Raw genomic sequence first — 26,975 nt, forward strand, 5'->3', positions numbered from 1 at the left:
CCTAATTCATTGGCTAATTGTGTATCATTTTTTAATGGTGGCACAGAAGAAAGTTCAATAAGCTGAGCTTTTCCACGAAACATCTTTGCAGTGGATTGAACAATTTCATTCATACGATCAAATACAAATTCACTTAGTTCTTTGTCTAAGTTTCTCAATGTCCCTTCCATAACTACTTCACTTGGGATAATATTTGGAGCATCTCCTCCAACAAACTTTCCAATTGTTAAAACAATCGGACTGGTTGCAAGGTATTTTTCTTGCAAGAATTTCTTGAATCGAAAGATAAATATGTGCTGCAATATTGATTGGATCAACACCCGTCTCTGGTAATGCTCCATGACATCCTGTTCCATTTACAAGAATACGAAATCTATTACATCCTGCAATACTTGTACCTAAACCATATAATACCACATTCGATGCTGTGCCCGAGTGAACATGAAATGCCATGGCAACATCTACTTTAGGATTTTCTAATACCCCAGCATTGATCATGTTTTTAGCACCTGTAAAACCTTCTTCGTTAGGCTGAAAAACTAACTTAACAGTTCCTTCTAGTAGATTTTGATTGTCTTTCAATAATTTAGCTGCCCCCAAAAGCATTGCCGTATGCATATCATGCCCACAAGAATGCATACAACCATTTTTAGATTTAAACATTAAGTCAGTTTCTTCACACATGGGTAGTGCATCCATATCCGCTCGTAACAAAATAGTCTTTCCCTTATTCTCACCTTGTATTGTAGCCACAATACTACTCTCGCAAATTTCTTCTGGCTCATATCCAAATGCTTTTAATTTAGACATAACAAATTCCTTTGTCTTGGGTAACTCTTCACCAACTTCAGGATAGCTATGCAACACTCTTCTATATTCAATTATTTCTTCTTTTATTAGTTCTGCCTGCTGTAATATAGTATTCAAAACAATACATCCTCCGCTCTCATTATGTTATTAGTATTTTACATGAACTCTATATTTTATTCAACCAGATACTTTTAGGATAAGGGTTTTTATTATTCCCTCGTTTTACTCTTATGGGCTAATACAATAACTCGATGATTATGAACAGATGATTCCCATAATTCTTGTAGATCATCTATATGCATTGGTGTTAAAGTAATAGTAATATTGGTAATAACCCCATCAAGAATAACCATAGCATGTAACTTAAAAGCATAGTGAGTCTTATGTCATCTATATTTTCCCTAATTTTTAGGGGTCAAAAACGGTACTTTTTTGCCTGTTTTTTTGCCAAAAAATCGCCCAAAAACCACTACATGTTGTGTATTATCCCTCGTTTTTCGCCTTGTCACCACAATACGTCATCAGAATCACGCACTCAACATTCCTTGAGAGGTCAATAATGATGTCATGTGAACCCATCTGGGCCTTGGCGGATGTTTGAAACGCTACAAGTATTAAAAGTTAAACGGGCTTATCATCTCGTCATTAAATGCCGTTAACTTACTTCGATCTAAAAGGAAAAACTTTGGATAGGTTACTATAAACTAGACAACTAAAATAAGGTCATGTAAACTAATAGTAGAAAAAGGAGAGAGTTTATATGACAAAAAGAGAAAGAAGAACCTATACCCCTGAATTCAAAGAACAAATGGTAAAATTATACGAAAGTTGTAAGTCTAAGAATGATATTATTGCTGAATATGACTTAACACCTACTGCCTTTAATACTTGGATAAAAAGAAGCCAAACAACTGGATCTTTCCAAGAAAAAGATAATCGTTCCCCAGAAGAAAATGAGCTAATAAGGTTAAGAAAAGAAAATCAACAACTAAAGATGGATAATGATATTTTAAAGCAAGCAGAAACAACTATGGTACAAGAAAAATCAAAGTTGAGCTTAAAAAAGCAGGATATATAGTATCTAGAAGAAAAATAGGTAGAATAATGAAACAAAATGGCTTAGTATCAAACTATACAGTTGCCCAGTACAAGCCACATGTGGATAAATGTAATGAATCAAAGATTGCTAATGAACTAAATAGAGAATTTAATACAGATGAACCTTACGCAGCTGTAGTCAGCGATTTAACATATGTTAGAGTTAATAAAAGATGGAATTATGTATGTTTCTTAGTCGACCTATTTAATAGAGAAATAATTGGCTATAGTGTTGGCCCTAATAAAGATACACCTTTAGTTTATAGAGCATTTGCAAGGGTTAAAACTAGATTAGATGATATTACATTATTTCATACAGATCTAGGTAACGAATTCAAAAATAAGATAATAGATGAAGTCCTAGATACATTCAAAATTAAGCGTTCTTTAAGTATGAAAGGCTGTCCCTATGACAATGCTGTAGCTGAAGCTACATTCAAGATATTTAAAACTGAATTTGCTAATAACTATCATTTTGAAAGCTTAGAACAGTTAGAAATTATGTTAGCTGACTATGTAAATTGGTTTAACAATATTAGAATTCATGGGGCATTAGGATATTTAAGTCCTAAAGAATATAAATTACATAACCTTAAAAAAACTATCTAAACAAGTGTTGACAATCCACTTTTAAATCCATGGGATTAATAACCGTTTACGTTTTATTCTGAGATTCAATTGTAGGTTACGTTATTGCTCGCATATTTATTATATACTATTTTTCTCCTACGATAACTGTCCTACCACATAGGGATAGTGAACCCCCTATAAAACGAATACCCTGTTATGATATCCTATTTTATAGGGGTTTTGTAATTACTTAGTAACGTATTTTATGGATATTTTGTGTAGGCGCTACATGATTAATATTAATTGCCACCTATTTTTTCTTTATATATCATTTATTTATATTTTCCCATTTGTAATTGATTTGTGAGTATGTAATATATTCTCAAAATTGTTCATATTATCACTTATTATTCCCTTAATAATCAATTATACAAATAAAAGCTTTATTTTTATTGTCCAATAGAACTTCACTAAGAATTTTTTTATCTCTAGTAAAATGTGAATAACCATAATCCCATATTCCTGGAAACCTATTTTTTAAAATACTTTCTTTAAAAGTATCCGAAAAATTAAAATAAGTTTTATTATTTAAATCTAAATAAACTATATCAGAGTTTCGATTTACAATAAAAAGATAATCCTCTATAAGATTCATTGAAAAAATGGAAATATAAAAATGATCAATATCTATATACGATAATGTATTATCTTTTCTATCGTAGTAGTATATTTCTTTACCCAATTGATCCATCCAAACTATTTTATTTTTACTTATTTGAGGTCTAAAGCAATTACCTAAGTTACTAGAAACCTCAAAAATATTATTGTGATGTATGCTTTCTTCCTCAAAAGTTGAAAAAACGATATCTTTATCTTTTCTTTGAAGTAATAATACTTCAGATCCTGATAAACTAGGTCTATCATAAGGTTCAACTTTTAAGTCTTCTCCGTCTAGATTAATAGTAGATAATTTTTTAATATGAGGATTATATATATTTAAATTGAATTTATTTTTTACATTCTCATACATATACCAAGAAAGATAATCACCCTGTTGTCCTAAAACAATAGGCATTTGATTAAATGAAGCAGAATATATATGATTTAGTGTTTTTGTATTGAGAGAAAACTCCACTAGTTGGTATTCCTTTTTATCAAAGTAAGACCAGTAAAGATTGTCTGCATCAGCCTGCAATTCATTAACTATAACAATAGAGGGATCATTAATAGTATAAAGTTTTTCTTTTTTATTTTCTTCCCAATTATATGAATATATTTCTGTAGAATATGCATTATTAGACATAGGGTTTCTATAATCGATAATATAATATAATATATTTCCATAAGCTGTAAGTCCACCTAGCTCTCCTCCAGCTGGAATATCAATAGACTTATAAAAAACATCGAACGGAATGTTATCATTATTTTCTACTTTCTTAAAGAATTTTGTTTGGTTTATTATATCTCTATCAGTAAATCTATTGATAACTTCTGATTTGTCAAATAGTGAATTATTACATCCAATTAAAAAAAATGAACATAACATTAACAATATCAAAAAAAATACGATGTAGTACAATTTTTTTTGATTAACTATCAAGTAAATACCCTCCTATTTATAGAATTATTTTATTTAGTAATATATTATCAAAGTATCTACTTAATTTAAGTAGATACTTTGATATTTAATTTTTTTAAAATTTAATTTAAATTATTTTTATTTATAATGAAACACCTATTAAGTATCTACCTCTAATAGCATTATAGGCTTCATTAAAAGAAATGCTGTGAGAACCATAGTAAGCATTATCAGGGTTATTATCCATAACAGCTAATCCTCCAATTTCACTATATCCGAAAGCTGCATTAGCAAAAACTACTGTTATATAATGACCTGTTTTGTGACCATTATAATATCCAATTTTTTCTGTTTGTGCATGTAGAATAGGAGCATTATCAGAAAGTAAACTTCCAAAAATTATATTGTCCATACTACTTTTACTAGGTTCATAAAAATAATCATATACTTCTGTAGAATATTTATTAAGTTCATTTCTCATTCTATAAACATAGGTACCATTCCCATCATTTATAGTTCCCATGTTAGCTGCAAGTGTATCTTGTTTAGGAGTGTAAGTAGAACCTCTCACTTGGCCTTCTTTACCCATTCCATATATAGCTGTCAAAGCAGAAGCTGGACCACAGTAATAAGAATTTTTTTGTTTAAATTCAGGATAGTAAATTAATGCAATAGTCCCGTTTCCACTCATAGGTTTAATAGAATCTTCTTCATTTAAAATCTTCATATTATGATCTATAATTCTTTCAATCATAGATTTAGCATCTTTTGGATTTTCTTTATAATGATAAAATTAAGAAAAAAGCTAAAGATACTGATAATAATTTTTTCATAAAAGTTCATCCACCTTTATTCTTCTAAACTAATAACTCTTTTGCTAATCATAATCTTAATTAACCATTGGTATCCCCCTATTTACTAGAGCATATCATAATAAATTTAGTTAAATTGTAAATTCAAATTTTTCTGTAATACTTATTACCTTATTATCTTTCACTTCAATAAAGAAAGGAACAGTCTGAGCTGGAGGCACATCAGAATATGACGTATTCAAATGTTGAATAAATTCTTCTTTTTTTGTTGTGATATAAGACCTGTCACCATCTTCATCATTTACAAAAATGAGGTTTAAATCAACAAATGTATATACTGTTTCGTCTGTTAAGTCATACGTATCTTTTCCCGTATCTGGGTTGTAAATATGATACCCGTTCGGAAAATCATCTTGCTGGTTTAATCCAAGCTCTGTTATTCTCTCAATATCTTCAAGTGTAATCACTTCAACTATATCTAAATATAATGTATTGTCTTCAATAACTATATATCCTACTAAGGATTCAGGTTCAGTCTGTTCTTGCTTTGGGGTACATCCCACTAATGCAAGCACATACACCATAACAAATAATACAATTATTCGCTTTTTCATAATAACCTCCAGTTATATAAAATAAATTTTAATGTCGCATAAAATACATTTGCTACATCACCCATATACATAAGCAGATATCTTTTTAATTATGGCTGTAGAATTATCAATCAAATAATACTTTCATATTTAGGAATGATTTATTACCCTCGATCTTGGTCATAAAAAATCAAGGTTCTAGATTATTATATCAAAACCCTAGTGAATTTTAATACAACAATCCCTTTTAAACACCTTTTGCTTTCATTTCACAGTTCTGTAAAATGAAAATTTAGTTCATAATAGAGGTTGAAGGCATGTAAAAGTTAACATTTGAAACATATACACCATTGGCATCTCGATACACATTATCTTTATTATTTACTGCACCATGCTGTGCGTACATAATTTTAACAGTATCTCCATACGTCACTAATGCTACATGGCTAGTTGCTGTCCAATTCATTATGCTTCCAGCAAATACCTTGCTTTCGTTAGTCTCTTTATAAAAATACCCTTTACCAGTCATGTATGGAACAACCCCACCATTGTTATAGTATCCTGTTCTAAACCAATTGTCACCCGGCCAGCCACCCCAAGTGCTTGCCCTATACCATTTACCACTTTTATCTTCAGGTATTCCCCCGGCATTAAGTGCCTTTGACACAAAGTTAGCGCAATCTGTGCCCGGAACATTTGCTGAAGGAAATTCTGAGGCACTAGTAGCGTTATTATTCGCCCAATCTCTTGCTGCTATTCTATTATAAGTAAATGATGCAAAAGGTTGGATAGAATTTGATTCTGCTTGAACTTGATTTACTATTGTTTGTGCTGCATTATATCCGTTTTGTCTGGCAAGACTTTCGTTTTCCACTTCTGCTAAATCATCTACACTTATCAAGATGATTTCTTCTGAAGTATCATTCCTATAAAACAATTCGTAATTATTATCAGATTTTGTTAATCCAACATCTTGTGTTTCGTTAATAGCTATTGTGTAAGTGAATGTTGAAGAGTGTGGCTTATTATAGTACATTTCTATATTTTCTGTATAAAAATCAATTTCCTTTTGTATGGCGATTTTATTATCTTCTATTGTTTCATTTGCTAATGCATCATGCAATCCCTGTATAAACGGACTATCAGATGCAGGGCGAGTTAAAGTCATATCTGTATGAATGTTTATATCAATATACTTTATGCCGTCTTCTTCTCTCACGCTGTAATCATACGAAAAGTTGTCTAGTGCGTAAATCTCAGAATAATCTTCGATTATCTGTTCTCTAAGTTCTTGATAGATGCTGTCAAGACCATCGAGATTTTCAGACGGAGTATAAGCGTAAGCAACTGATGAGATTAAGAGAATACAACAAAGGATTAAACTAACTTTCATTTTTTTCATAATATTCATCCTTTCCTGTTTTATTTTTTTGTTAGTCATGTGGCTACTATTTTCAATATTTTGTCAATGTAATGAGTGTTAGATACTCAATTACGGGTAGTCATCATCAGTTAGTATGAAAAAATAGTCAGTTATTACTATTTTGTTATTGTTTAAGCTGTAGCACTTTTGTTGTCATTTGAATATCTCCCGGAGTTTCTTTTTCTTCATAAAACCATCTTCCTCGTTATTTGGTATTGTCAAAAAATTATCTAATTTTGAAAACTCTTTGCAATCTTATTTATCCTCTTAGATTTGATTTCATAACTAGTACTTTCCTTCTACTGAAGTATTCACTGTTTCCGTTACTCCATTCCTTGTCACTTCTGCAGTTACACTAAGTCTATATGTATAGCCTTTTGCAACAGCATCAGTTTCAAAAAATGATAGTGATTCTCCTTTTGATTTTTTGCTCCAAGAGTTTTCGAGTGACCACCCAAGTAACCCCTTACGCTCCAACTTGAATGTTGCAGATATGTTTGAGGTACCAGAGATTCCGTTAATTACACCTACGCATTCTGCTTTACCATTTATAAAATACAAGTCAAGCTTAACATCATTAGTGTTTTCCCACTGTGGAGTTATGGGCACTTTTACACTAATAATGTCTTGAGATACATTTGGCGACATTTCTGCAAATGCTGGAATGCTTAGATTTAGAAATAGCATTCCGATTAAGAGAAAAGTCGCCACCTTTTTAATTTTCATTGGTATCACATCCTCTCATTTTATAGAGCTTTTTCTGCTCTTACTTATATAACGTTTGAAAGAATGTTTTCCCTACAAAAAATTTTAAAATATTTTTTTAGAACCTAAATTTATTTTTTTCCAATGTAGTTTCTGCTACTTTCTTTAATTCATCTATTGGTAACCTTGCCCCCACAGATTAAAAGCATGACCTTCCATTATTCCATACAATACCATTATCTATAGCACTTAAAAAGTTAGGGTTGAAAACCTTCTCTGTGGATTTCATTCCCAGCCTTAATGATGTAAATAGATGTATTGTAATCAGCTATTTTTAAGACACTTAACTTTGGTATCGGTATCCATCATATTCCAATTGTTTTATATTTAGGGTTACCTCAATTTAAGAATTTGTTCAATCTTAATCTTTCAAAATTTTAGAGATGTATATTTTATCACACAGAATTATCAAATAGTTTAAGTATGTGTAAATTATGTCAAAGTTCATTTTACTCAGCTGCTGAACTAAAGCATCCTACTATCTGAAGGGAGGTGTCAAAGACACCTCCCTTACAACTTATCATGTTTAATATATTCATTTGATAATCGTATATTTTGAATATCGTACTTGATTAGTATCCAGAAGTTTAACATAAACTACATCTGGATTGGATTCATTGTAATAAAGTTCGCTACCCTCTGGCAAAGCATTTGACGTAAAGTTCTCATGAACCATAGGTTCGCTTTGTGACACCAATTTATTGATTGTTCCAATATAAACTGTTCCATCGGGTAAGGCATCTACAACATCGGAGGTTTCACCATATAAGTTATCTTGAACATAGAGCATAGGTTTATAATCAGATAACTCATTACTGTTGTCTTTTTTTGAGGAACACCCTGAAATTGTTAGTACAATACTTATGCCTATAAGAAACAATGCTATCTTTTTCATATTACCTCGCTCCTAATTAATAATCAATTCCAACCATACATTGTTGCAGACCATAAATACTTTGCTGTACCTGCTGAATTAACATAGGTATTATCACTTGTGAATATTCGCTCAAATTCTGAATACCACGGATTCCAGATAGAGTAAAACGGATTTCCGCTATTATCATTATATCCTCTGCAAACAAATGCGTGTGATTTTTTTGCCCCGGTGTTCACGTTGTCACAAATAAATGCTAAAGGACTGTCTGCTTTTATATCACTTGCAACTTGTGCATATGTTCTGCGTGAAGCCGTATATGTTGGGTCTATGTTATAAGTGTTCGCATATTCATCAGCTTTAGAGGTACTAAGTGCTGTAGCCTCTAACTCCGCTTTGGTAAGGTTTGGGTATGCCCATTCCATTACTTTTCTTGCACTTATAGTAGATAATGATTTACCTGTTTTATATCGCATAATAGATGCAGTAACATATGCCATGCACCAAGGCAAATCACCCTGTGTTTCATCCCAGCCTATTTGAAGAAATTTATAGCTTGGACTTGTCATAACGGACGCTTGTGGAAGATTAAAACTGATCCCTTTTAAAATATCTACAAGAGATTGCACAGCATATGTTTGTGGCTGTAATAACAAGTTTTTTTCACTGGTTGAATTACCAGTGGCATCTTCAAGAACGGTGTACACGTTGGAATCAATGATAGCATAAATATCATCATGCTCACCTGCTATGATTTTTGCAGGATTATCAGGAGATGTTAGTGCAGCTATTTTTTGAAGTCCCTCTATGATTCCAGCGTTTTCACTAAATATTCCTGTGTACCCAGCATCAGTTTCATACACACGATATGTTCCTATTATTCTGTCATTTGAATAGATAACGAAATAATATAAATCATAGTAGGCTCTCGATAGTTTGAAAGGTGCACCAACTTTCACGGAGTTAAGGTTAGCTAAATCATCAACCATACCCCCAATAGAATTTTGCACATGTTCAATCGCTTTTTGTGGCACCTCTTCACTTGTAACATAAAACCCATCAGAGTGTTGTTCGGTAATTTCGGTGGCAAATGCGGTAATTCCTGTTGACATAATCATAGCAGTTGCTAATACAAATGATAATAATCTTTTTAACATAGTTTTTTCCTCCTCTTCATTTTTGGTTGTTAATAATTTACTTCGCTGCTGGTAACGGTTTGCGTTTCTGATTTTCTACCACTGTAATCTTTAATGGTTATCTGCATACGATAAGAGTACTTATCATATTGTGGGGTTGTTGATACCTTGTCCATATTACCCTTAGAATAAAGGAAGCAACATAATAAATGGATAGAAACGCTTTATGAAGTAAAAAGCATTGTAACCAATAAATATGCCGCCGATTTTATAATATTCATTGGAATCACATCCTTTCAATATTAGTAAAGCTAACAATTTAACTGCCTTCACTTAATAAACGTTTGAAAGAATATTTTCCCTACAACAAATTCTAAATTTGTTTAATTTTCCGATGTATTTTCTGCTACTTTCTTTAATTCATCCATTGGTACTCTCCCCCACAGATTAAAAGTATGACCTTCCATATTCCACACAATACCATTATCAAACCCATCATCTATAGCACTTATTGAGAATGCCTCATTATTCATTATTACACAGCTATTTATTTCATGATTTTCATTATCAACAGATATATTTGTTATACTCTCTACAGGACCATAAGAAAATCTAATTTTATCACCTTGATTATTTGTAAACTCCATATTTGTGGCACGCCCCAGAGCTTCATAACTTTCTTGTACATATCCTTCAGGCAAATATCCCAAAGTCCACTCCTTTTTCTCACCAATTATTTCATCATCTCTAAAAGTAAATGAAGTAAATTTTTCATACCATTCAACAAGGACATTTCCAACCGCGGCACGGACTTCAATATTAAAAAGCAATGTTCCAAATAGCAAACCTAATACAATAATAAAAATTGATGCTATCCTTCTACTATAAAGAATGACCATCTTGGTAAGGCTTTTTCTACGATCCTTTGTAAAAATTTTTTTATGCGCATTTCAAATTTTGAAGAAAATGAATATATCCTGGCGAGTTGTTCATTTGTTGGAATAGAGTCCATTTCTTCATTAAAATCATCAATGATTGCCTGTCGAAATAGTGCTTAAAAAACTGTATCACTTACTTGATTTTTATTCATTATACCTCACATCCTTCTCCATAAGCTTACGGACTTTGTCCTTGGCTCTCATAATTCGCGTGTCTACATGTTTTGAAGTCATGCCAAGTTCTTCTCCGATTTCTTTGTATGACATATCTAGGATATACTTCATAATCAGCACTTGCTTGCTTATTTCATCAATTGAATTTAGATACTTTCTAATAAGTTCATATTCAGACTCAAAAACAACCTGCTCGTCAACAGGTTCCTCGCCTGACTCAAGAAATATTTCTAATTCCTCTATTGATTTATTGACAAAAGGTTTTTGCTTTCTTAATATATCAATGCATTTGTTTCTCACTATAATAACGGCTGAGCGACGGAAATCCATACAGTCCAAATTTAAATATTTTTCTGTTTTCTGTATGATAGATATAAAAGCATTATGTACTGCCTCCTCAGCCATATCCTGATTTTTCATATTCTTTTATAGCATAATGAATCAGGGCATATTTATAATCCATGTATGTCTGTCGTTTTTTAATCCCTACTTTATTTCAAGCATGGATAAATAAATAGTCCCTAATTTTCTCCCCCCTTCGCCTGAGGAAATTTGTTTTAGTAAATTTTATAGTTATCTATATTATAATATACTATATACGGTTAGACTAATATTTCCGAGATAGCTATTACAATCATTTTTATACTTAAAAAAAAGACATCAAGATTCTCATCTTAATGTCCTAGATCCTTATATCAATTTACATTTTAGGGTGTCATCACTTAAATTACCCTATGTCATCTATAAATCACCCCAAAAATAGGGGTCAAAAAACGGTGTTTTTTTGCTCATTTTTCGCTCCAAAATCGTCCTCAAACCACTACATGTTGTGGTTAACCTCTTTTTTTTGCCCCTCGAACCACAATACGTCATCAGAATTATACTCTCAACGGTTATACAGTTTGAAAACATATCCACACCCAATAAGAATCATCAAAATTTATTCTTATTATTTTGTATAATTAAAATTTCATTATAGTACTTTCACACAAATTTATTTCTTTAAAAACTGTACATCCACCTACACAATGTGCTGCAAATGAACAAATATCATGACATTGATTATTACGTATAGACTCTCGCAAAGCAACAAATTCTTCTGATTTTAACCAACTATCACAAATGCTATTATCCTTCAAGTTTATTCCATTTAATTTTGATTCCATAAAAGAACATGGATACAAGATCAAATTTTCAGATATAAATGCAGAAAATCTTCCCGCCTCACAACTCTCTATAAATAAAGGATTATATTGTAGATACTTTACGATACCAGATATGCTACAACTATCAAATCCTATTTTAAATTTTCTCAAATCATGATTATTTATTTGGATGAAAAATTCTTCAACTCGACTGCTATGCTTCAGAAGAAGACTTTCATCAGATTTTTTCCCCACGGGCTTGTAATTTAAAAATATCATCGCATTAATATCTTCTAAGTATTTTGGTGGACTTTCTATCAATTTAATTGCATTACCTATGCTTTTAGAAGTTAATAAATAATGAATATTCGTCTTAATCCCCATATCCTTAATTTTAATTAATGCTTCAATGAATTCCTCAACGGGCTCATAATAACTGACTGCAACCGCACCACAATATAATTTACTTGCAGCTATAATTTCTTCTGTTAACCCCATTCCATTAGTTGTATAAGATGGCACGATGCCATAATCTTCTCTTGTCATCCTTAAAATCTCAATAAAATCAGGATGTTGATTTGGATTTCCTCCCCCTAATGCAATTTGATATGTGTGGGAACTCTTAAGCTGAGATAGTATACTCTCATACTCTTCCAGACTCATATGTCGCCCATTAATGGATGAATTCCTGTAACAAAAACTACAATTCTTTTCACAGTAATTAGTTATTGAAATATCTAATAACTCTGGTCCTTCTTTAGCCCAAAAAGGTTCCTCATATCCTGGATATTCAGCTCTTATACACAATCCATTTAATTTATTGAAGTAATAATAATGATTGCTTTTTTTCTTATTAACTAAAATAACTTCCCTCATAATTACCACCCATTAGATAAAGCATTGAAATATACGGTATCTTCATCAATGATAAATGAATCCAAACAAAAAAAGGTTTGAATATCATTTTCATCACTTCTTAATCTCCCTACACGAACCTTTTTCCCTTCTTTAATTGCTCTATCAACCCTATCCTTTTCTTTCTCTAAATAATACATTGATAAATACTCTTCTAAAGATTCTCCATTTAAATCATCTTCAATCAATTGTGTATCATATTTTATTGCATTAAATAACTCATCAAAAATATAGGTAAAATCAGAATCTGGACTTATACCAAACCATTCATAAAACAATTCAATATCTAAGTCATTATCTGATATAAGGACAAATGATGTCGAAGAACTATTTGTTACGAAGTCTGCCTTTATTTTCATTCAATCTCCTCCAGTATCATATTTATTTTGGCTAAAAAATTTACTTCTTCATATCTAAACAAGTTTTCATCATTGTCTGTGACAGCATGTTGTAAGTCTACAAAGTATAGTTTTTCATCCACTTTCTTTTTTGATATCAAAAATTCAATTTCATTCTTATCAAGAAGAAGATTCTTAAATAAATATTCTTCAAATGTATCATATTCCTTAAAATAATACCTTTCATATATATTTTGTAAATCCTCACATTCATTGAAGAAATTTAGAAGGATATTAGATAACAATTTGCCTGCGTATTTTTGTTGACTGACTTTAGCTTTTTCTAGAAATAATTCAATAATAGAATCTACTGATAAGTCTATTTTCTTTAGCACTATATACTTTCTGCTAAACTCAAATAAATCAATTGGATAAATCAACATCACTCTTCCTCCTCTTTAAATTTCATCCCTATCTTTCTGAGGATTTCCCCTAATTCCAAGTCGAAATATTCACTTGAATTTATATTAATCTTTTGATCCCCTTTACATTCCTCTTTTATCTTTTCCCATCTTTCACTTATTTTTCTACTAAAATCAAAATCATAGTAACTTAGATTTCTGACAATATCTTTAAGTACTTTAACCTCCAAGTCGCTATCTGATCTAATTAAACCCTCAAATATAGCAATTGTTTCCTCCGGATATTCTCCAATACACCAGTCAAAGAAATCGTGAATATATAGGTCTCTATAACTCAAATATCCCAGAAAGAACAAGACATTTTTATTAAATGATTTAATATAATAATCTTTGAATTTTTCAATTAACTTATCTATATAAATACTTTCTCTACTATCATAATAATATCTTTCTTCATAGCTCGATTTAAAAATATCAAAAATATAATTTCTAAAATCACTATCACAAATTCCCTCAAGGATTGTCACTAGAAGCCGAATATTCAATTTCGTGTATATTGATGTATTATATCGTTTTATAAGGCTGGAGTACGTCCTTAATACCCAATAATGATATTTTTTATAACTTTCGATATTAGTCAGAAATCTTACAATAACTTCAACATCTTTCTCTTGTATATGCTCCTCACTAACCGAAAAGATATTATCAAGAAATATGCTGGGAAACCATTCTTGTTCTTCTATCAATTGTGTAAATATTTCATTTTGAAACTTCTTACTTGCAAAAAATAAGTATTTTTGGATTCCTTCAGACGCTTCTAAATTTGGAGAAGTTAACTCAGTTATTAATGTCTTATAATCATCTAAATTGTCTTCATTGAAACTTTCCATAATTTTTTTTGCAATACAAAAATCCCTAAACTCATCAAAAGTGAAGTTTATTACTTCAAGATTGGATTCTACTAATCCTTTCTTTTTTATAATATCTTCCCTAAAAATTATATCTTCATCAATCAATTTCACAAGTAAATCATTCTGAATTTCACCTACTATAACAGAACGTTCAATGTTACTAAACTGCATATACTTTATCATATAGTTTGTTACTGTATCTACGAGATTGTCATATGTTGACTCTGAATCAAGTACCCCTTGCAAGCAATCCCATTCTTTAAGATTTTCTTTTTTATAATTATAATATCTCTCAAAAATTTCATACCTAAATAAATGCAATAAAGATGGAATAATTGTTTTTACTTCTTTTGTTCCCTGATATGCCTCTGAAAACATTCTCAATAAAAGAAAATCTGTAGACAACTGTTCATATATAGAATCTTCAATATCATCAATTTTAATATTGAAATGCTCCATATAGCCATCAAATACACGTACATTGAGTTTCCGATGTTGTGATTTCCAATTGTAGGAATTAAATATCTTTAGTTGTGGACAATTTTCCAGTATATCACCAAATTTTTCCTCAAAATATTCGGTTCTTGATGTCATTAAAACCCTAATATGCTTATATACTTTAACTTTATTTAAAAAGTCATATAAAACAACCTTGCTATTAATTACATCTTTTTGTTCATTTATACCATCTAGAACAATTACAAACGGTAATTGTCTTCTTTCTGAAATATAACTAATTACTTCAAATAAATCATCAATCGAAAAGTTATATGAAAAATATCCTAACATAGTAGCATTAATATTGTTATTTATTAGACTTCTAGCAGAAATAAATAGGCATGGAACATTTTTTCTAAGTAATACATTTTCGGTAAAATCACATAACAAATTTGTCTTTCCTTGTCCTGCTTTTTCTGTTAATAAAACTTGTGAGTTTCTAAGTGATTCAAATAACATTATTCTATCTTTTACTTCCCGCGATAGACTAGATAGTCTATGTGCATAATAAGATATATCAAATAAATCCAGGTGTTTCTCTGGCACACTTTTACGAATTTCAGATGAATCCCGAAGTTTGGTTACATAGTCTAATATGTCATTTAATTGATTTATTATATTATCAGCAATTCTATCAACATTATTTAAATTTACCTCTGATTCACACTTAATATTTCCAATTCTCTGGATCCCATAACCATCTAATAATTGATTATATTGTTCAAAGTTATGTCTTTTAACATAATCTAAATGTTTTTCAAAAAATAATACTGGGTCACTAAAGCCTCTTAGATACTCCTTCATATCCCCAAGTTCAACGAATATTTCAGGGATATATTTCCCATTTTTTTGTTTTGATTAATTTCATTCTCTGACTTATCTCTAAATACTTCTAAAATCTCAGAAATAAAGCTGTCTGTATCTAGCAAATCTTTAGAAAGTTTCTTAGCGAATGTGTTAACATTTAATACTTTAATACTTTGAGCAGCATTCAATCCTACTGATTGCTCTATTGCTATTCCTATTAATTGTCCGTTACAGACAACTGGAGACCCAGAATATCCACGATAATCTTGCAATTTACCTTCCCCTAATGATACATCAATGAAATACTGATCACACAAGCCAATTTTCTCATCCAAAATAATTCCACTCTGATAGTGGCCTTCTGGTTTAGTGTTTGGGAATCCATAAGCAGAATATAAGAATCCTCGTTTTCTAAAAGAATTTGGTACCATTTTCACAAATTCAACATCATCACATAATATTTCCTCATCAATTTTAAGAATATTAAAGTCACATTTTGGATTGCGATGTAAAGCTTGTGCATTTAATGATATAATTTGCCCAGATTGGTTGTATAATACTTTCACTGAGCATTCTGGTTCAAATGCATCAGATACTACATGATTTGCAGTGATGATATGCTCCGTGTCTAAGAAAAAACCTGTCCCATATTTAAATACTTCTCCACGTTCATCAATCATACACACTCGTACAACTAATTTCTTCAATTTATCAATAGCTTGACTATTATTTTTATAACTCAATTTCTATCCCCCAATCTCTATTAGGTCTCATTATCGAATAGTTATATTTTTTCTTCAACTTATCATCATTAATTTTGCTTATAATTTCCAAGTCGTTATTAAAGCATAGAATTTTCTTATCTAGAGGACTACTTAGTATAATGTTAATTATGGCTTCTATATCTGGGTGATTATGCTTACTGGCATCTGTAGATATTAAATAGTATTTGGAACGTACTAATTGTAACCACTTATAATTATTCTTCTTTGACCCATGATGCGATAGTTTTACTAGGTCAAAATCTGTATTTAATCCATTTTGTTTTTGTTCCGTAAGAACTTCAACCAAATCACAATCATGAGCATCACCTGTCAATAATATCCTACAATTCTTACTTTCAATAATAGTAACAATTGATGAAGCATTACTAACACTAGTATCGTTTTGACTTTCTACCATATGTCCTTTATCAAGCAATGCATTAAATCTATCTCTAATATCTACTGATATAGGAGTGCTGCCATCTACTTCTGTTTCATTTAGTAAATAGAACTCAAAGGCATCGTCAAAAATTTCATTTTCTGCAAACTCAAAATTATATTTTAGCTTACGTAGCTCGCTTCTCCAATAACGTTTAAGTTTGTTCAATATGTATTCACTCGGTGATAAAGCCTTTATAATTACGTCACCTATAACCGCTTCAGCTCCTTCGATAATTGGACTATATGAAAAGTTTTTATTCCATTCAACGCCAGATTTTAATATTAAACCCGCTAGTGTAGAACCTTGCAATGCACTTATTTCTGCTCCAGTAATCAAGGAGTTATGTTTTGATAATCGACTTAAAAATGTATTTATTATATTATAGTCCTCATCGCTAGCTTTAGCTCTGGTGGACATAGAAAGATGTCTATATGAATTATGCCATATTTGTTTTAAAGTACTCTTTCTATATCTTCCATTATGAATATCTTTGAGAAAAGTTATAGCACCGGAAATATGATCATGGTCAATATGTGTGATTACCAATAGATCTAAATTCTCACCTGCCTTTTCAATTTCTATAATTTTATTTGAAATATATTCCTTATATGTATCAGAATATCCCATATCCACAATAATATTTGTACCACCATTACTTCTTATATATGTAGAATCACCATTCTTGGCATTAAAACCCATTATTTTCATATACACCTCACATTATAATAAATTCACATATTTAACATACATCATTTTCATAAAATGTTTATATAAAATAAAAAATATAGTTCTCTACCTAATATTATTAAGAAAATTAGCTAATATCATAAGTCATAATCTATGGAATAATCAAAGTCAAACTTTATAATTTTAGTGTCTATATCACAAAACGAAGTTTTAATCCAAAGAAGCATTTTTATGTTAGTACCAATTTAGCTCCTAACCTGGAAAGGCAACCCTTTCGTATAAGCGCACACTGTTATAGTAAAATATAATCAACAGGTGGTTGCACTTAACAATATTATGATATAATTGTTTATTTAGGAAATATTCAACAATTTATATTTAGTCACAACACTTTTTAAAATTGTTTAATCTTTGTCTTTAATTACCCCACTTATATTTACTTTTGTCTTCTGAAGCTTCTCTTGATAATTCTAACAATGATTTCTTTGTAGTTTTTTCAATGTATTCAATTACTTCTGCATCAGTTAAACCTTGCTCTGTAAGAAATTTTATATTGTCATCTTCTAGTCCTAGGTTTTTAAATACATCATAATGGGCATTTAGAATATCTTCTTCTGTAAAGCTATTGAAATTCAGATTTTTTAAATATAAAGGTTTATCTTCTTGCTCTTCCCCTTTTTCTATATCAATACATCCTGTAACTTCGGCATAGATTTTAGGAATTTTAAATCTTTTAGCAATACACACCCTATGCTTACCTTCAACAGGAAAATAATATCCTTTATATTCTGTTAGCTCAATATTATCATGCATTCCTTCCGAAGTACTATAGGTGCCATTACGAAACTTTTCAAGTATATAACTACAAGTATCATAATTAGAACATAATTCTAAAATTTCTTCATTATAACTAGAAGCCTCTAACATAGTATTAACATCAAAAGCCTTATAATCTTCTTTAAATGTATTCATTAGGTTTAATGTCTGGAATATATTCCAGACTATACATCGATTAGCTCCTCCCCCCATAGCTGGAGGATAAAATATTTTTTCTGTATCAACATACATACCTAATGGTTCTGATACATTATAATTACTTTCACTTCTATCTTTATTTGTTTTTTCATATAAACTATCATCTTTATTCTTGTATATTAAATTAGTATCATTAAATATCCCTTCTGATACTTCTATATTATCTCTTTTGTTTTTTATTTCTAAAATTATTTCTATATCTTGATTATTATACCTATAATTATTAATTAACATCGTTAATAGAAAGGGGAACTTCTTAACAAAATTACTTGAATTCATATATTTATTATAATATCTTTCTTGAAGATCATCATCCCATCTTTTTTTAATAGTGCAATATATTGATGGTAATAATTCAAAAGGCTCATTTAATTCATTTTTATCTCCTTGCAATCCCCTTGTACTAACATAGGTAAAATCTGAATTATTAAATTTAATTGTAAATACTGGCTGTTCTTTTTGTGTACCTTTAAATGTAATTATATTTCCTTTTATTGAATTTTCACTCATTCAATCATCCCCCTAGTATAAAAGTTTTCACCTATAGTAGTTCCTTGATTTTCTTGAAGATTATAACTAAATAATCATATCCTTGAATAATTCCAATTATTGAACTAATAAATCCAATCAAAGTTATTAGCATTGTAATTATTTTTACTAACAAATTATTAGTTATTTTATTATAGGTCTTATAATTTATTAATCCTGACCAATGAAGGAAAGATATAGGTAGTAAAACTATAAACCTCATTCCTTCTCTAAACCATACTAACGGATTTTTCATTTCGGAAATCAAATCTTGTTCCAGGTCTTCCAATGCTCCAATGTATAGTATTATACAATCATCTATCATCCTAACCATTTCTTCTAAGTTTCTATATGTCAAACTACTGCCAAACTCATCTAGCATTGAATATTCTTTTCTTATCTCTGATAAACCATTAACTATAATTTGATGATTTTTATAAATGACATTAGAAAATGGTGGCTGATATATACTTGCAATTCCATAAGAACCCATTATAGTTTGCATTCTAGAACATTTTAGTCTAAGCCATTGGTATAACTCCTCATTCAGATTTCTTTGAAATAATCCAGTCCCAAATTCTCTATACTTATTAATAAATTCAATAGAAAAATTTTTCTTAACCATTAAATTTTTATAACTAAATACTATCTCTCCAAAACCAATAATTGAAATTCCTAAAACAATTAACACAATAGTCCATCTTTCCATTTTCTCACCCTAATTTTGTCTTTCCGAAATTTAACTCTTCTCTCAACTTTTTTATATTTAATTCCTTTATATAATACAATTGTATTTATTATATCATCATCTGAAATTTCTCATCAGGTAATTTAATACATAAATCATTTTCTGCTTTAATGAAACAATAAAGATATTTTTGTATCCTAATATTTTTTAACTTTCATGCTATTTAAATTTAACATCAAACAGATTATTTTCTTATACACTCAGCCTAATTATACATCTTTTATCAAGATATTTCCATAATCATCTAAGATGGAACTGGATTTTGGATATCTACACTGACACCTTCAGTTCATCACTTCAAACTTTTTCAGGTTTAACAAAGGAATATATATTTTCCCATTTCTATTCTGAACATGAAATAGGATGTCCACTTCTGAACATCCTATAATCCACAATCTATATTTGAACTTTTAAGGCATTCTTATATTCTTCATAGTGTTCTCCTGTAACATACTCAATTACATATTCTTTGGGTATCATATAAGTATCTCTTATATAAAAGTGCTTAACTCTCCCTGCTCTCATAAGCTTCCTTGCGGTACCATCTCCAATACCACCTAGCATTTCTCTAAATTGTTCAAGAGTTACGACATCAGGATACTCTTTAAACCTTTCACGATAATATTGTTTATCTCTCATTTTAAGTCAGCTCCTTATAATCATATTGTCAGTGATAGATGCTGACTGCGTAATCTAAAATTTACTATGCCTCAATTTGCAATAGATAATGACAATCCCTCCATATCCCTCCTAATACCCCTCCAATGAGATTTTTCCTTGCCAAATCATATATTCTTCTATGTCTTGTAATTATAATAAAATATCCTTATCACGCTTAAACTTGCTTGATTTCATGCGGGTTTTACGAGTTCTAAGTTCCAATCCATTCCACTAGATTCCAAATACTTCGGAATGAACTGTAAAACTCAAAATCCATCTGTGGTAACACCGTGCCGGTTCGAACCCGATCATCGACACCACTTATAGGAACTCTTTAGTTCATACTATAGGGTTTCTATTTTTTATTGCATGTATTATCTTGTGCTTTGAAATTAAGGCAAGTGTTACCATAAGTATGCCCTCCTTCACAGCATTAAAAAGAGTTTTTATATGGCAATAATTTTTGCATTCAAATTTCTTCCTCCTTTCAATTTTGGGTACAGAAAAACCACTTACTTTATTTTCCAATAAAGAAAACGGCCTTTTCTATTTATATTTAATTTAATTTTACTTAGCATTACATGGTATAAATATTGCTGAATATCTTGATTTAATCATGTATCAACATATCTACACACTCCATATCTAAAACTACTGATACTTCAATTTTATTTTTCAATTCCTTATTTCTAAAATCATCACCATCTTTAGTAAAAGTAACATAGTTCGTAAAGTGTTGGAAATTAAGGATTTCTACGTATCTATCCTTTGCATTCCTATTACGCATTCCACGTGCCTTGAGTGGTCAATAATGATGTCGCAGGAAGCCGGTATCCCCTTGGTGGTAAATTTTCATCTATGTTTTATTTCTTATAATTCTAGTTTTCGGATCACTTATCTTTCTCTATTTATAAGGTTATAATGAATATGGAAAAAACCTACACTTAAGACTATAGGGTATAAAGTTTAATAGTCTGGCTATATTAAATTTTCATATTTTCTTTTTCCATAAATTATAGCAGATATAATAACTATCTTATATTCATCATTCACTTTATAAAACACAAGATATCTATCTAAAATTAATACTCTATACCCTTGCTTTTTTAAAATAGCTTATCTTGACACTCTTCTTGAATTAAGAAAATCCTGTAAACAATTTATAACTTCTTCCATCTTATGCAAATATCTAAGATCAATATCAATGCTTCCTAATTCATCTGCAATATAATATATCTCTTAGCTATGCTTATAAACATAGGAGATAATAACACTGTTACACATCCACTAGAAATATATAAAATACCAGTAATGGTATAACTATAAACATTTAGTCTAATTTATCTAGCTCTTCCAACCATTTATCCATTTTCTGTGAACAAATCTCTAATATTTTTTCTTTGTTCTTCTCATCACTTCCATCAAAACAATTTGACCATTTTGCTGTTAAGCTGTCGTATTTATTAACTTCTTCTTTAATTTCATATATTTTTGTAATTCCTTCTTCAGCAATAAACATTTTGAATTCATTCATCCTATTAGGCTTATGGGAGTGCAATCCAATATATCCGACATAAGGAAAAAGTACAATTTCTTCAAAATCATTTCCTGTAACAATTATCCCATTTTGTAATGGTTTTTCATAGGATTTTGCATTTGTCTTATCATTATATGGATAAAACAAAATAATTCCTATTACATTTTCACGTTTAACAACTCTCTTTGCATCATCAATGCCATAGCTTGGATTATAAAGTTCTTTTCTGGCATATCTCCATTCTTTTCTACCTATATACTTCTCTGAACTTGATTTATAGATTTGAAGAAGCGATTTAACAAAGTCTTCATCAGACAATTTGTTTTCTTCAAGAAGTTTAGTAAATTCATTTTTTAAATAATTGTTATTAATATGAGTCTTTTCCCCATCCACAAATTTATAATTTTGAATATCTAAAAAGTATTTCTCATTGCTACTTGAATAAAAGTTCATCTTCGAAGCAAAATCAGTTAAAAAGTCATGAATTTTATTCTGGTACTTTAAATGAAAACTAATGTCACATTCGTAATCAGAAAAATCTAAGAATCTATAACAAATCTCTAAATTCTGTTCTTCAAACAATTCTTTTAGTCTATTAAAATTAAATATGATTTGTAGAGATTTAATCTTGTTTCTATTTAAAAAGTAATTTACAAATTCATCATATTCATCAATACTTATTTTCTCTACATGGTCTAAGAGCTCAATTAGTTCCCAATAAAAGTTTAGAAAAATTTCTTTATGATCACTTTTTAAATTTTTATAAAAATTTGAATTCATGAAAGAGTAAAAAACAAAGCCTTTCGGAAAACTATGTGAGTCGCTTGTTTGTTTGTTAATAATAAGTCCTCTATTATTCATTTTAATACTATAATATAAATCTAAAATCTCAAAAAAGTTATTACCAAAATGTATTTCCTTACTTCTACTTCTTGCAATAAAATCAATAATATTTAGACTTCTTACAAGAATCATTTGATCTTTATGAATATAATCAGAATTATCTTCAATAAAAATTCCTGAGTAAATATCTGTAATTAATAGTGTTGTAATATTACAATCTAAAAACAAACGTTTATTTTGATTTATAAGTTCAATTACTTCATTCATAGGATACTTATCTAATTCATCTATAATAATAGAAATATTAAAGGTATCTGACATGCTTTTTAACAATCTCATTAGCTGTTTTTCTTTTATTTCCTCTGTAACTATTCCTTTTACTTCCTCGGATGTTGAAAACTTATCATTTAAACTATCCGATGATTCTAATCCAATTTTAGCAGTTAAAAAATGTAATTTTGCCTCCAAATCTATAGAACTATCTGCAGAAATACTTGATGTGGTTTCATTAATGTAACGAGTAATATTAGTTATTTCTAAATCAAACTGTTTCAATTGTTCCATGGTAAGCTTGAAAAACTTATTTAATTCTAACATGTTTTCATTTAAGACATCTAGTTTATTTACCTTTTTTTCTATATTTAATATCTGCTTTTCTAGTTCTTTTAATTCCAAACATTTTTTAGGTTTTATTCCGATTTTATTTATAATTCTTTCTTTTATTGTTTCTTGCTTACAGTGATAATTTTTATAATCTTTAATATGATTTTCAAGTTTATAAATTTCATTAAGTAAATGATTGAATATATTATTTTCAAAACTAATATGTTGTGGCAAGTCTCTTAGGGACTCTTTTATTCTTATACATAGCTTTTTTATATTGGATATCTTTGAACTCATAAATCTATAATTCTGTAAATAATTATTCTGAGATTCTTCTACCTGCATTTCCTCATCTTGGTTAAAAACATCTAAAGGAAATAATTGTGATTTTGGTAAAATAATATTTTCTATATCCTTTTTTATTCGATCTATCTCCGTCTGTATTCCTATAGGCAATTGAATTAAGATTTCTCTCAGTAAATCTTTATTACTATTATAAAAAGGTATGTTTATAATTACACATGGTTTTTTGGTCCTAATATTTTCAATAGCATAATTTTTTAAACTTGATTTTCCAACCCCGTGGTTTCCATAGAGGACAAATATTCCTTTTTCTCGGCTAAATATATTCTCTAGCCTGGAGATAACTTTACGCTCAAAAGGTAATATTGTGAAATAATCCCTATGATTCTTATTATAGGGAGCTACATATTTTTTTATCATTCAAAGGCACCTCTTTCTTTATAAAATATATATTGAATATATTGAATTTTCAAACGTTGTATTTGTCAATTGAAATTTAGGCCATATTATAATCGAAAACCAGGCCACTAATTATAAAAAATTAATTAGTTTCTTCTAACCATTCTTTAGTTTCTTTTATTCTGTAAGAGTCTCCATTCATGTTTATTACATAAGATTTATGAGTTAATCTGTCTATTAATGCAGCTGTTAAAACTTCATCATTAAATACCTCGTTCCATCTATCAAATGATAAATTTGTAGTGATTATTGTCGATTTCCTCTCTGCCCGAAGGGAGAGAAATGTAAATAGTAGTTCACTCCCTTCTTTATCAAAAGAAATATATCCTAGTTCATCTGCTATGATTAAGTCATATTTCTCAAACCTTTTTTCAAATGTATATAATTTCTTCTCGCTCCTAGATTCTTTTAATTCATTTATTAAGGATGGTACTGTTGCAAAGTATACTTTATATCCTTTATTACAAGCTTCTATTCCAAGTCCTATTGATAGATGGGTCTTACCTGTTCCAAGATTACCTGCTAGTATTATATTTCTACCTTCATCAATAAAACTAAGGGTTTTAAGCTCTTTAAACCTTCTTTTACAATCTTGTGGAAGGTAATCCACTCTTAGTTCATCTATATACTTTTTATATGGGAACTTAGCATTTCTAATCCTATTTTTCCTACCATTTTCTTTCCTAACATCATAAGCTTCTATTAAAATATCTCTTAAGAATTCTTCATATGGTTTATCAAATTTGTATGCTTCTTCAATATGCATTTTCAAACCTTGACTTATACCTGGTATCTTTAACTCTGATACATATTTTTTTATTTCTGATATTATTTCACTCAATTTTTATACCTCCCCGCTGGATTTAAATTAAACATCTCATTTAATATTGCAATCTGCTTTATAGATGCCTTTTGTATTGATAAATCTTTAGTTTTTGAAGTTGTGTTATCCATTGGGAGTTTGAAAATTATATTTTTAATATTATCTGTTGTAACCAATTCTTTCTTAATTTTTTTCAATTCAGCTATAGCTTCTACCACGCTTTTTAAATTCTTTTCTTTAATTAGTTCTAAAAGCTCTATAAAATCTCGTGGATTATTGATATAATATTCTTGATATATTTCTTGAAGCTCTGGGCTAAGCTGGTGTCTGCCGACACTAGAATGTAATGCTCCAGGCTTCTTTTTTAATGTATGAATAAAATGATTTATATCAACAGTCCAGTAATGCGATTGATACGACCTTTTATGTTCGGCTACTTTATTATCCTTGTAATATATTTCTATTGTGTCTGGATATACTTTAACGTTTACAAATTTGCCTACTAGATAATCTGGTACTGAATATTTATTTTGATCAATATTTACTACACTATATTTATTTACTCTTGCTTCAACTCTCCTTGAGGCATCACAGGATGATTTTAAAGGTATGAGATAGGGCATTTCCTGCTTCAGTATATCAATAATGGGGCTTTGATTTTGGAGCCAATTTCTTTTCTTTGAATTAAGCTCTAACAATTTTTCCTTTAGATAAGTATTTGCTTCTTTAACTGTGTCAAAGTCAGTTCTACTAGAAAATGCCTTCCTTCTAACAAATTCAATACCTTTTTCTACATGTCCTTTCTCATTTCCTCTAGCTACATTGCAAAACCTATATTTAAACCCATAGTAGAGCGATATTTTTATTAAGTCTTCTGTTGCTTCCTTTTCATTTCTTCCAACAAATTTTCTTACAGCTTGCTTCAGATTATCATAAACTAGTTCTCTGTGAACTCCACCTATGTTATTAAAAGCCCTTACATGAACATCTAAAAAGTTTTCCATTTTTTGATTCTGATAAAGTCTTGCATAATGATATGAGCTTTTAGCTGTAGTTAGTAAACCCATTTGCAATGTAGTAGGTTTTCCTGCTATTGTAAGTTTTACTTCACCCCAATCAAACTCTAATGTTTCTCCTAAATTATATTCCTGCCTGATGAAGGCCTCTTTCCTCTCATGATTTTCTCTGATGTAGTTACAAACTGTAGGATAACTAATATCAAATCCCATTTCGACTAGCTTTTCATGTATGTCAATCTTTTTCATTAACTGCTTGGTTCTACCAAGGAGCCCATTTTTCTCATTTTGTTCTAATAATTCATTTATTTTATCTATTATCTCATCTGTTAACTTAGTCCTAGTTCTACTACTTGTATCATACTTAGGTTTAGAAGTCATTTCTTCAATTAGAAGTAGTATTTTACTTCTATCTTTTTCTTCATCTTTATCCAAATCCTCTAAAAGTTCAAGTTTAGATTTAAATTCATTGATATATTTTGCTACTGTAGATCTTGACATTTTAAGGTCTCTACTAATTGCTCTTTGTGATTTATTTTCCCTAAAATACTGCATTAGTATTTCGGCCTTCTTATCCAAACCTATCACCCTCCATCTCCCCCTTAAAAAGATATGCTTAAGGGGAATTATATTTTAAGGTGGCTTGGTTTTCAATTATTATGGTGGCCTACTTTTAAAGTATCATAAACAAACGTCATTTGTTCTTTACTATTAAATTT

Annotated in this window: 25 protein-coding genes and 1 pseudogene; 1 reads left to right on the forward strand and 25 read right to left on the reverse strand. The window is 29.7% G+C overall.

Going from position 1 to position 26,975, the window contains the following annotated elements:
- Window positions 1-266: peptidase dimerization domain-containing protein (locus tag BUB33_RS16910; RefSeq protein WP_200778188.1), on the reverse strand; the 266-nt coding region annotated here is incomplete at its 3' end.
- A complete protein-coding gene (locus BUB33_RS10445) occupies window positions 178-927 on the reverse strand; it encodes a M20 metallopeptidase family protein (RefSeq protein WP_200778189.1) in 750 nt (249 codons plus the stop codon). The genes BUB33_RS16910 and BUB33_RS10445, both read right to left, overlap by 89 nt.
- A 643-nt stretch (window positions 928-1,570) precedes the next feature.
- On the opposite strand from BUB33_RS10445, the pseudogene BUB33_RS10455 reads away from it, so the two are divergent.
- A pseudogene (locus BUB33_RS10455) lies at window positions 1,571-2,517 on the forward strand (IS3 family transposase).
- A 376-nt stretch (window positions 2,518-2,893) separates the two neighbouring features.
- On the opposite strand, the gene BUB33_RS10460 reads toward BUB33_RS10455, so the two are convergent.
- The 23 genes from BUB33_RS10460 to istA form a co-directional block, all read right to left on the reverse strand.
- Window positions 2,894-4,078 (reverse strand): hypothetical protein, encoded by a 1,185-nt coding sequence (locus BUB33_RS10460; protein WP_072976216.1) that lies wholly within the window; start codon window positions 4,076-4,078, stop codon window positions 2,894-2,896.
- 121 nt (window positions 4,079-4,199) lie between these two features.
- The gene (locus tag BUB33_RS10465; protein WP_072976217.1) at window positions 4,200-4,811 is read right to left on the reverse strand and encodes a C39 family peptidase; all 612 of its coding nucleotides are present in this window, start codon (window positions 4,809-4,811) and stop codon (window positions 4,200-4,202) included.
- Window positions 4,812-5,000: 189 nt separating this feature from the next.
- Window positions 5,001-5,483: a hypothetical protein gene (locus BUB33_RS10470; protein WP_072976218.1), complete on the reverse strand. Its 483-nt coding sequence runs from the start codon at window positions 5,481-5,483 to the stop codon at window positions 5,001-5,003.
- A 271-nt stretch (window positions 5,484-5,754) separates the two neighbouring features.
- Window positions 5,755-6,864, reverse strand: coding sequence for an amidase domain-containing protein (locus tag BUB33_RS10475; protein ID WP_072976219.1), 1,110 nt, complete (start codon window positions 6,862-6,864; stop codon window positions 5,755-5,757).
- A gap of 306 nt (window positions 6,865-7,170) precedes the next feature.
- On the reverse strand, window positions 7,171-7,611 hold the full coding sequence (locus BUB33_RS10480) for a hypothetical protein (RefSeq protein ID WP_072976220.1): 441 nt from the start codon (window positions 7,609-7,611) through the stop codon (window positions 7,171-7,173).
- A 574-nt stretch (window positions 7,612-8,185) separates the two neighbouring features.
- Window positions 8,186-8,530, reverse strand: coding sequence for a hypothetical protein (locus BUB33_RS10485; protein ID WP_159429185.1), 345 nt, complete (start codon window positions 8,528-8,530; stop codon window positions 8,186-8,188).
- 38 nt (window positions 8,531-8,568) lie between these two features.
- Window positions 8,569-9,681, reverse strand: a complete 1,113-nt coding sequence (locus BUB33_RS10490; protein WP_072976222.1) for a C47 family peptidase — start codon at window positions 9,679-9,681, stop codon at window positions 8,569-8,571.
- A gap of 362 nt (window positions 9,682-10,043) precedes the next feature.
- The gene (locus tag BUB33_RS10495) at window positions 10,044-10,559 is read right to left on the reverse strand and encodes a DUF4367 domain-containing protein (protein ID WP_072976223.1); all 516 of its coding nucleotides are present in this window, start codon (window positions 10,557-10,559) and stop codon (window positions 10,044-10,046) included.
- Window positions 10,560-10,742: 183 nt separating this feature from the next.
- On the reverse strand, window positions 10,743-11,192 hold the full coding sequence (locus BUB33_RS10500; protein WP_072976224.1) for an RNA polymerase sigma factor: 450 nt from the start codon (window positions 11,190-11,192) through the stop codon (window positions 10,743-10,745).
- Between the two features lie 542 nt (window positions 11,193-11,734).
- Window positions 11,735-12,793, reverse strand: coding sequence for a radical SAM/SPASM domain-containing protein (locus tag BUB33_RS10505; protein WP_072976225.1), 1,059 nt, complete (start codon window positions 12,791-12,793; stop codon window positions 11,735-11,737).
- 2 nt (window positions 12,794-12,795) lie between these two features.
- Complete coding sequence (locus BUB33_RS10510; RefSeq protein WP_072976226.1) at window positions 12,796-13,191, reverse strand: hypothetical protein; 396 nt, start codon at window positions 13,189-13,191, stop codon at window positions 12,796-12,798.
- The gene (locus BUB33_RS10515) at window positions 13,188-13,613 is read right to left on the reverse strand and encodes a hypothetical protein (protein WP_072976227.1); all 426 of its coding nucleotides are present in this window, start codon (window positions 13,611-13,613) and stop codon (window positions 13,188-13,190) included. The genes BUB33_RS10510 and BUB33_RS10515 overlap by 4 nt, the downstream gene beginning before the upstream one ends.
- On the reverse strand, window positions 13,613-15,805 hold the full coding sequence (locus BUB33_RS10520) for an NACHT domain-containing protein (RefSeq protein WP_072976228.1): 2,193 nt from the start codon (window positions 15,803-15,805) through the stop codon (window positions 13,613-13,615). The genes BUB33_RS10515 and BUB33_RS10520 overlap by 1 nt, the downstream gene beginning before the upstream one ends.
- Complete coding sequence (locus BUB33_RS10525; protein WP_072976229.1) at window positions 15,802-16,551, reverse strand: S1 family peptidase; 750 nt, start codon at window positions 16,549-16,551, stop codon at window positions 15,802-15,804. Before BUB33_RS10525 ends, BUB33_RS10520 begins: the two co-directional genes overlap by 4 nt.
- Window positions 16,541-17,722: an MBL fold metallo-hydrolase gene (locus BUB33_RS10530; RefSeq protein WP_084725378.1), complete on the reverse strand. Its 1,182-nt coding sequence runs from the start codon at window positions 17,720-17,722 to the stop codon at window positions 16,541-16,543. The genes BUB33_RS10525 and BUB33_RS10530 overlap by 11 nt, the downstream gene beginning before the upstream one ends.
- A gap of 396 nt (window positions 17,723-18,118) precedes the next feature.
- Window positions 18,119-19,246, reverse strand: a complete 1,128-nt coding sequence (locus tag BUB33_RS10535) for a hypothetical protein (protein ID WP_072976231.1) — start codon at window positions 19,244-19,246, stop codon at window positions 18,119-18,121.
- A 31-nt stretch (window positions 19,247-19,277) separates the two neighbouring features.
- Window positions 19,278-19,973, reverse strand: a complete 696-nt coding sequence (locus BUB33_RS10540; RefSeq protein WP_072976232.1) for a hypothetical protein — start codon at window positions 19,971-19,973, stop codon at window positions 19,278-19,280.
- Between the two features lie 435 nt (window positions 19,974-20,408).
- Complete coding sequence (locus BUB33_RS10545; protein WP_072976233.1) at window positions 20,409-20,651, reverse strand: MerR family transcriptional regulator; 243 nt, start codon at window positions 20,649-20,651, stop codon at window positions 20,409-20,411.
- A 360-nt stretch (window positions 20,652-21,011) separates the two neighbouring features.
- The gene (locus tag BUB33_RS10550) at window positions 21,012-21,200 is read right to left on the reverse strand and encodes a hypothetical protein (RefSeq protein ID WP_072976234.1); all 189 of its coding nucleotides are present in this window, start codon (window positions 21,198-21,200) and stop codon (window positions 21,012-21,014) included.
- Window positions 21,201-21,282: 82 nt separating this feature from the next.
- Entirely contained in the window at window positions 21,283-21,459 is a 177-nt protein-coding gene (locus BUB33_RS16375) for a hypothetical protein (RefSeq protein ID WP_172463212.1), read from the reverse strand.
- Window positions 21,460-22,002: 543 nt separating this feature from the next.
- A complete protein-coding gene (locus BUB33_RS10560) occupies window positions 22,003-24,378 on the reverse strand; it encodes a P-loop NTPase fold protein (RefSeq protein ID WP_072976235.1) in 2,376 nt (791 codons plus the stop codon).
- 121 nt (window positions 24,379-24,499) lie between these two features.
- A complete protein-coding gene (gene istB, locus BUB33_RS10565; RefSeq protein ID WP_072976236.1) occupies window positions 24,500-25,258 on the reverse strand; it encodes an IS21-like element helper ATPase IstB in 759 nt (252 codons plus the stop codon).
- A complete protein-coding gene (gene istA / locus BUB33_RS10570; RefSeq protein WP_072976237.1) occupies window positions 25,255-26,844 on the reverse strand; it encodes an IS21 family transposase in 1,590 nt (529 codons plus the stop codon). The genes istB and istA overlap by 4 nt, the downstream gene beginning before the upstream one ends.
- Window positions 26,845-26,975 lie beyond the last annotated feature (131 nt).

The sequence above is a fragment of the Tissierella praeacuta DSM 18095 genome, from assembly GCF_900128955.1.
In the GTDB taxonomy this organism is placed as follows: domain Bacteria; phylum Bacillota; class Clostridia; order Tissierellales; family Tissierellaceae; genus Tissierella; species Tissierella praeacuta.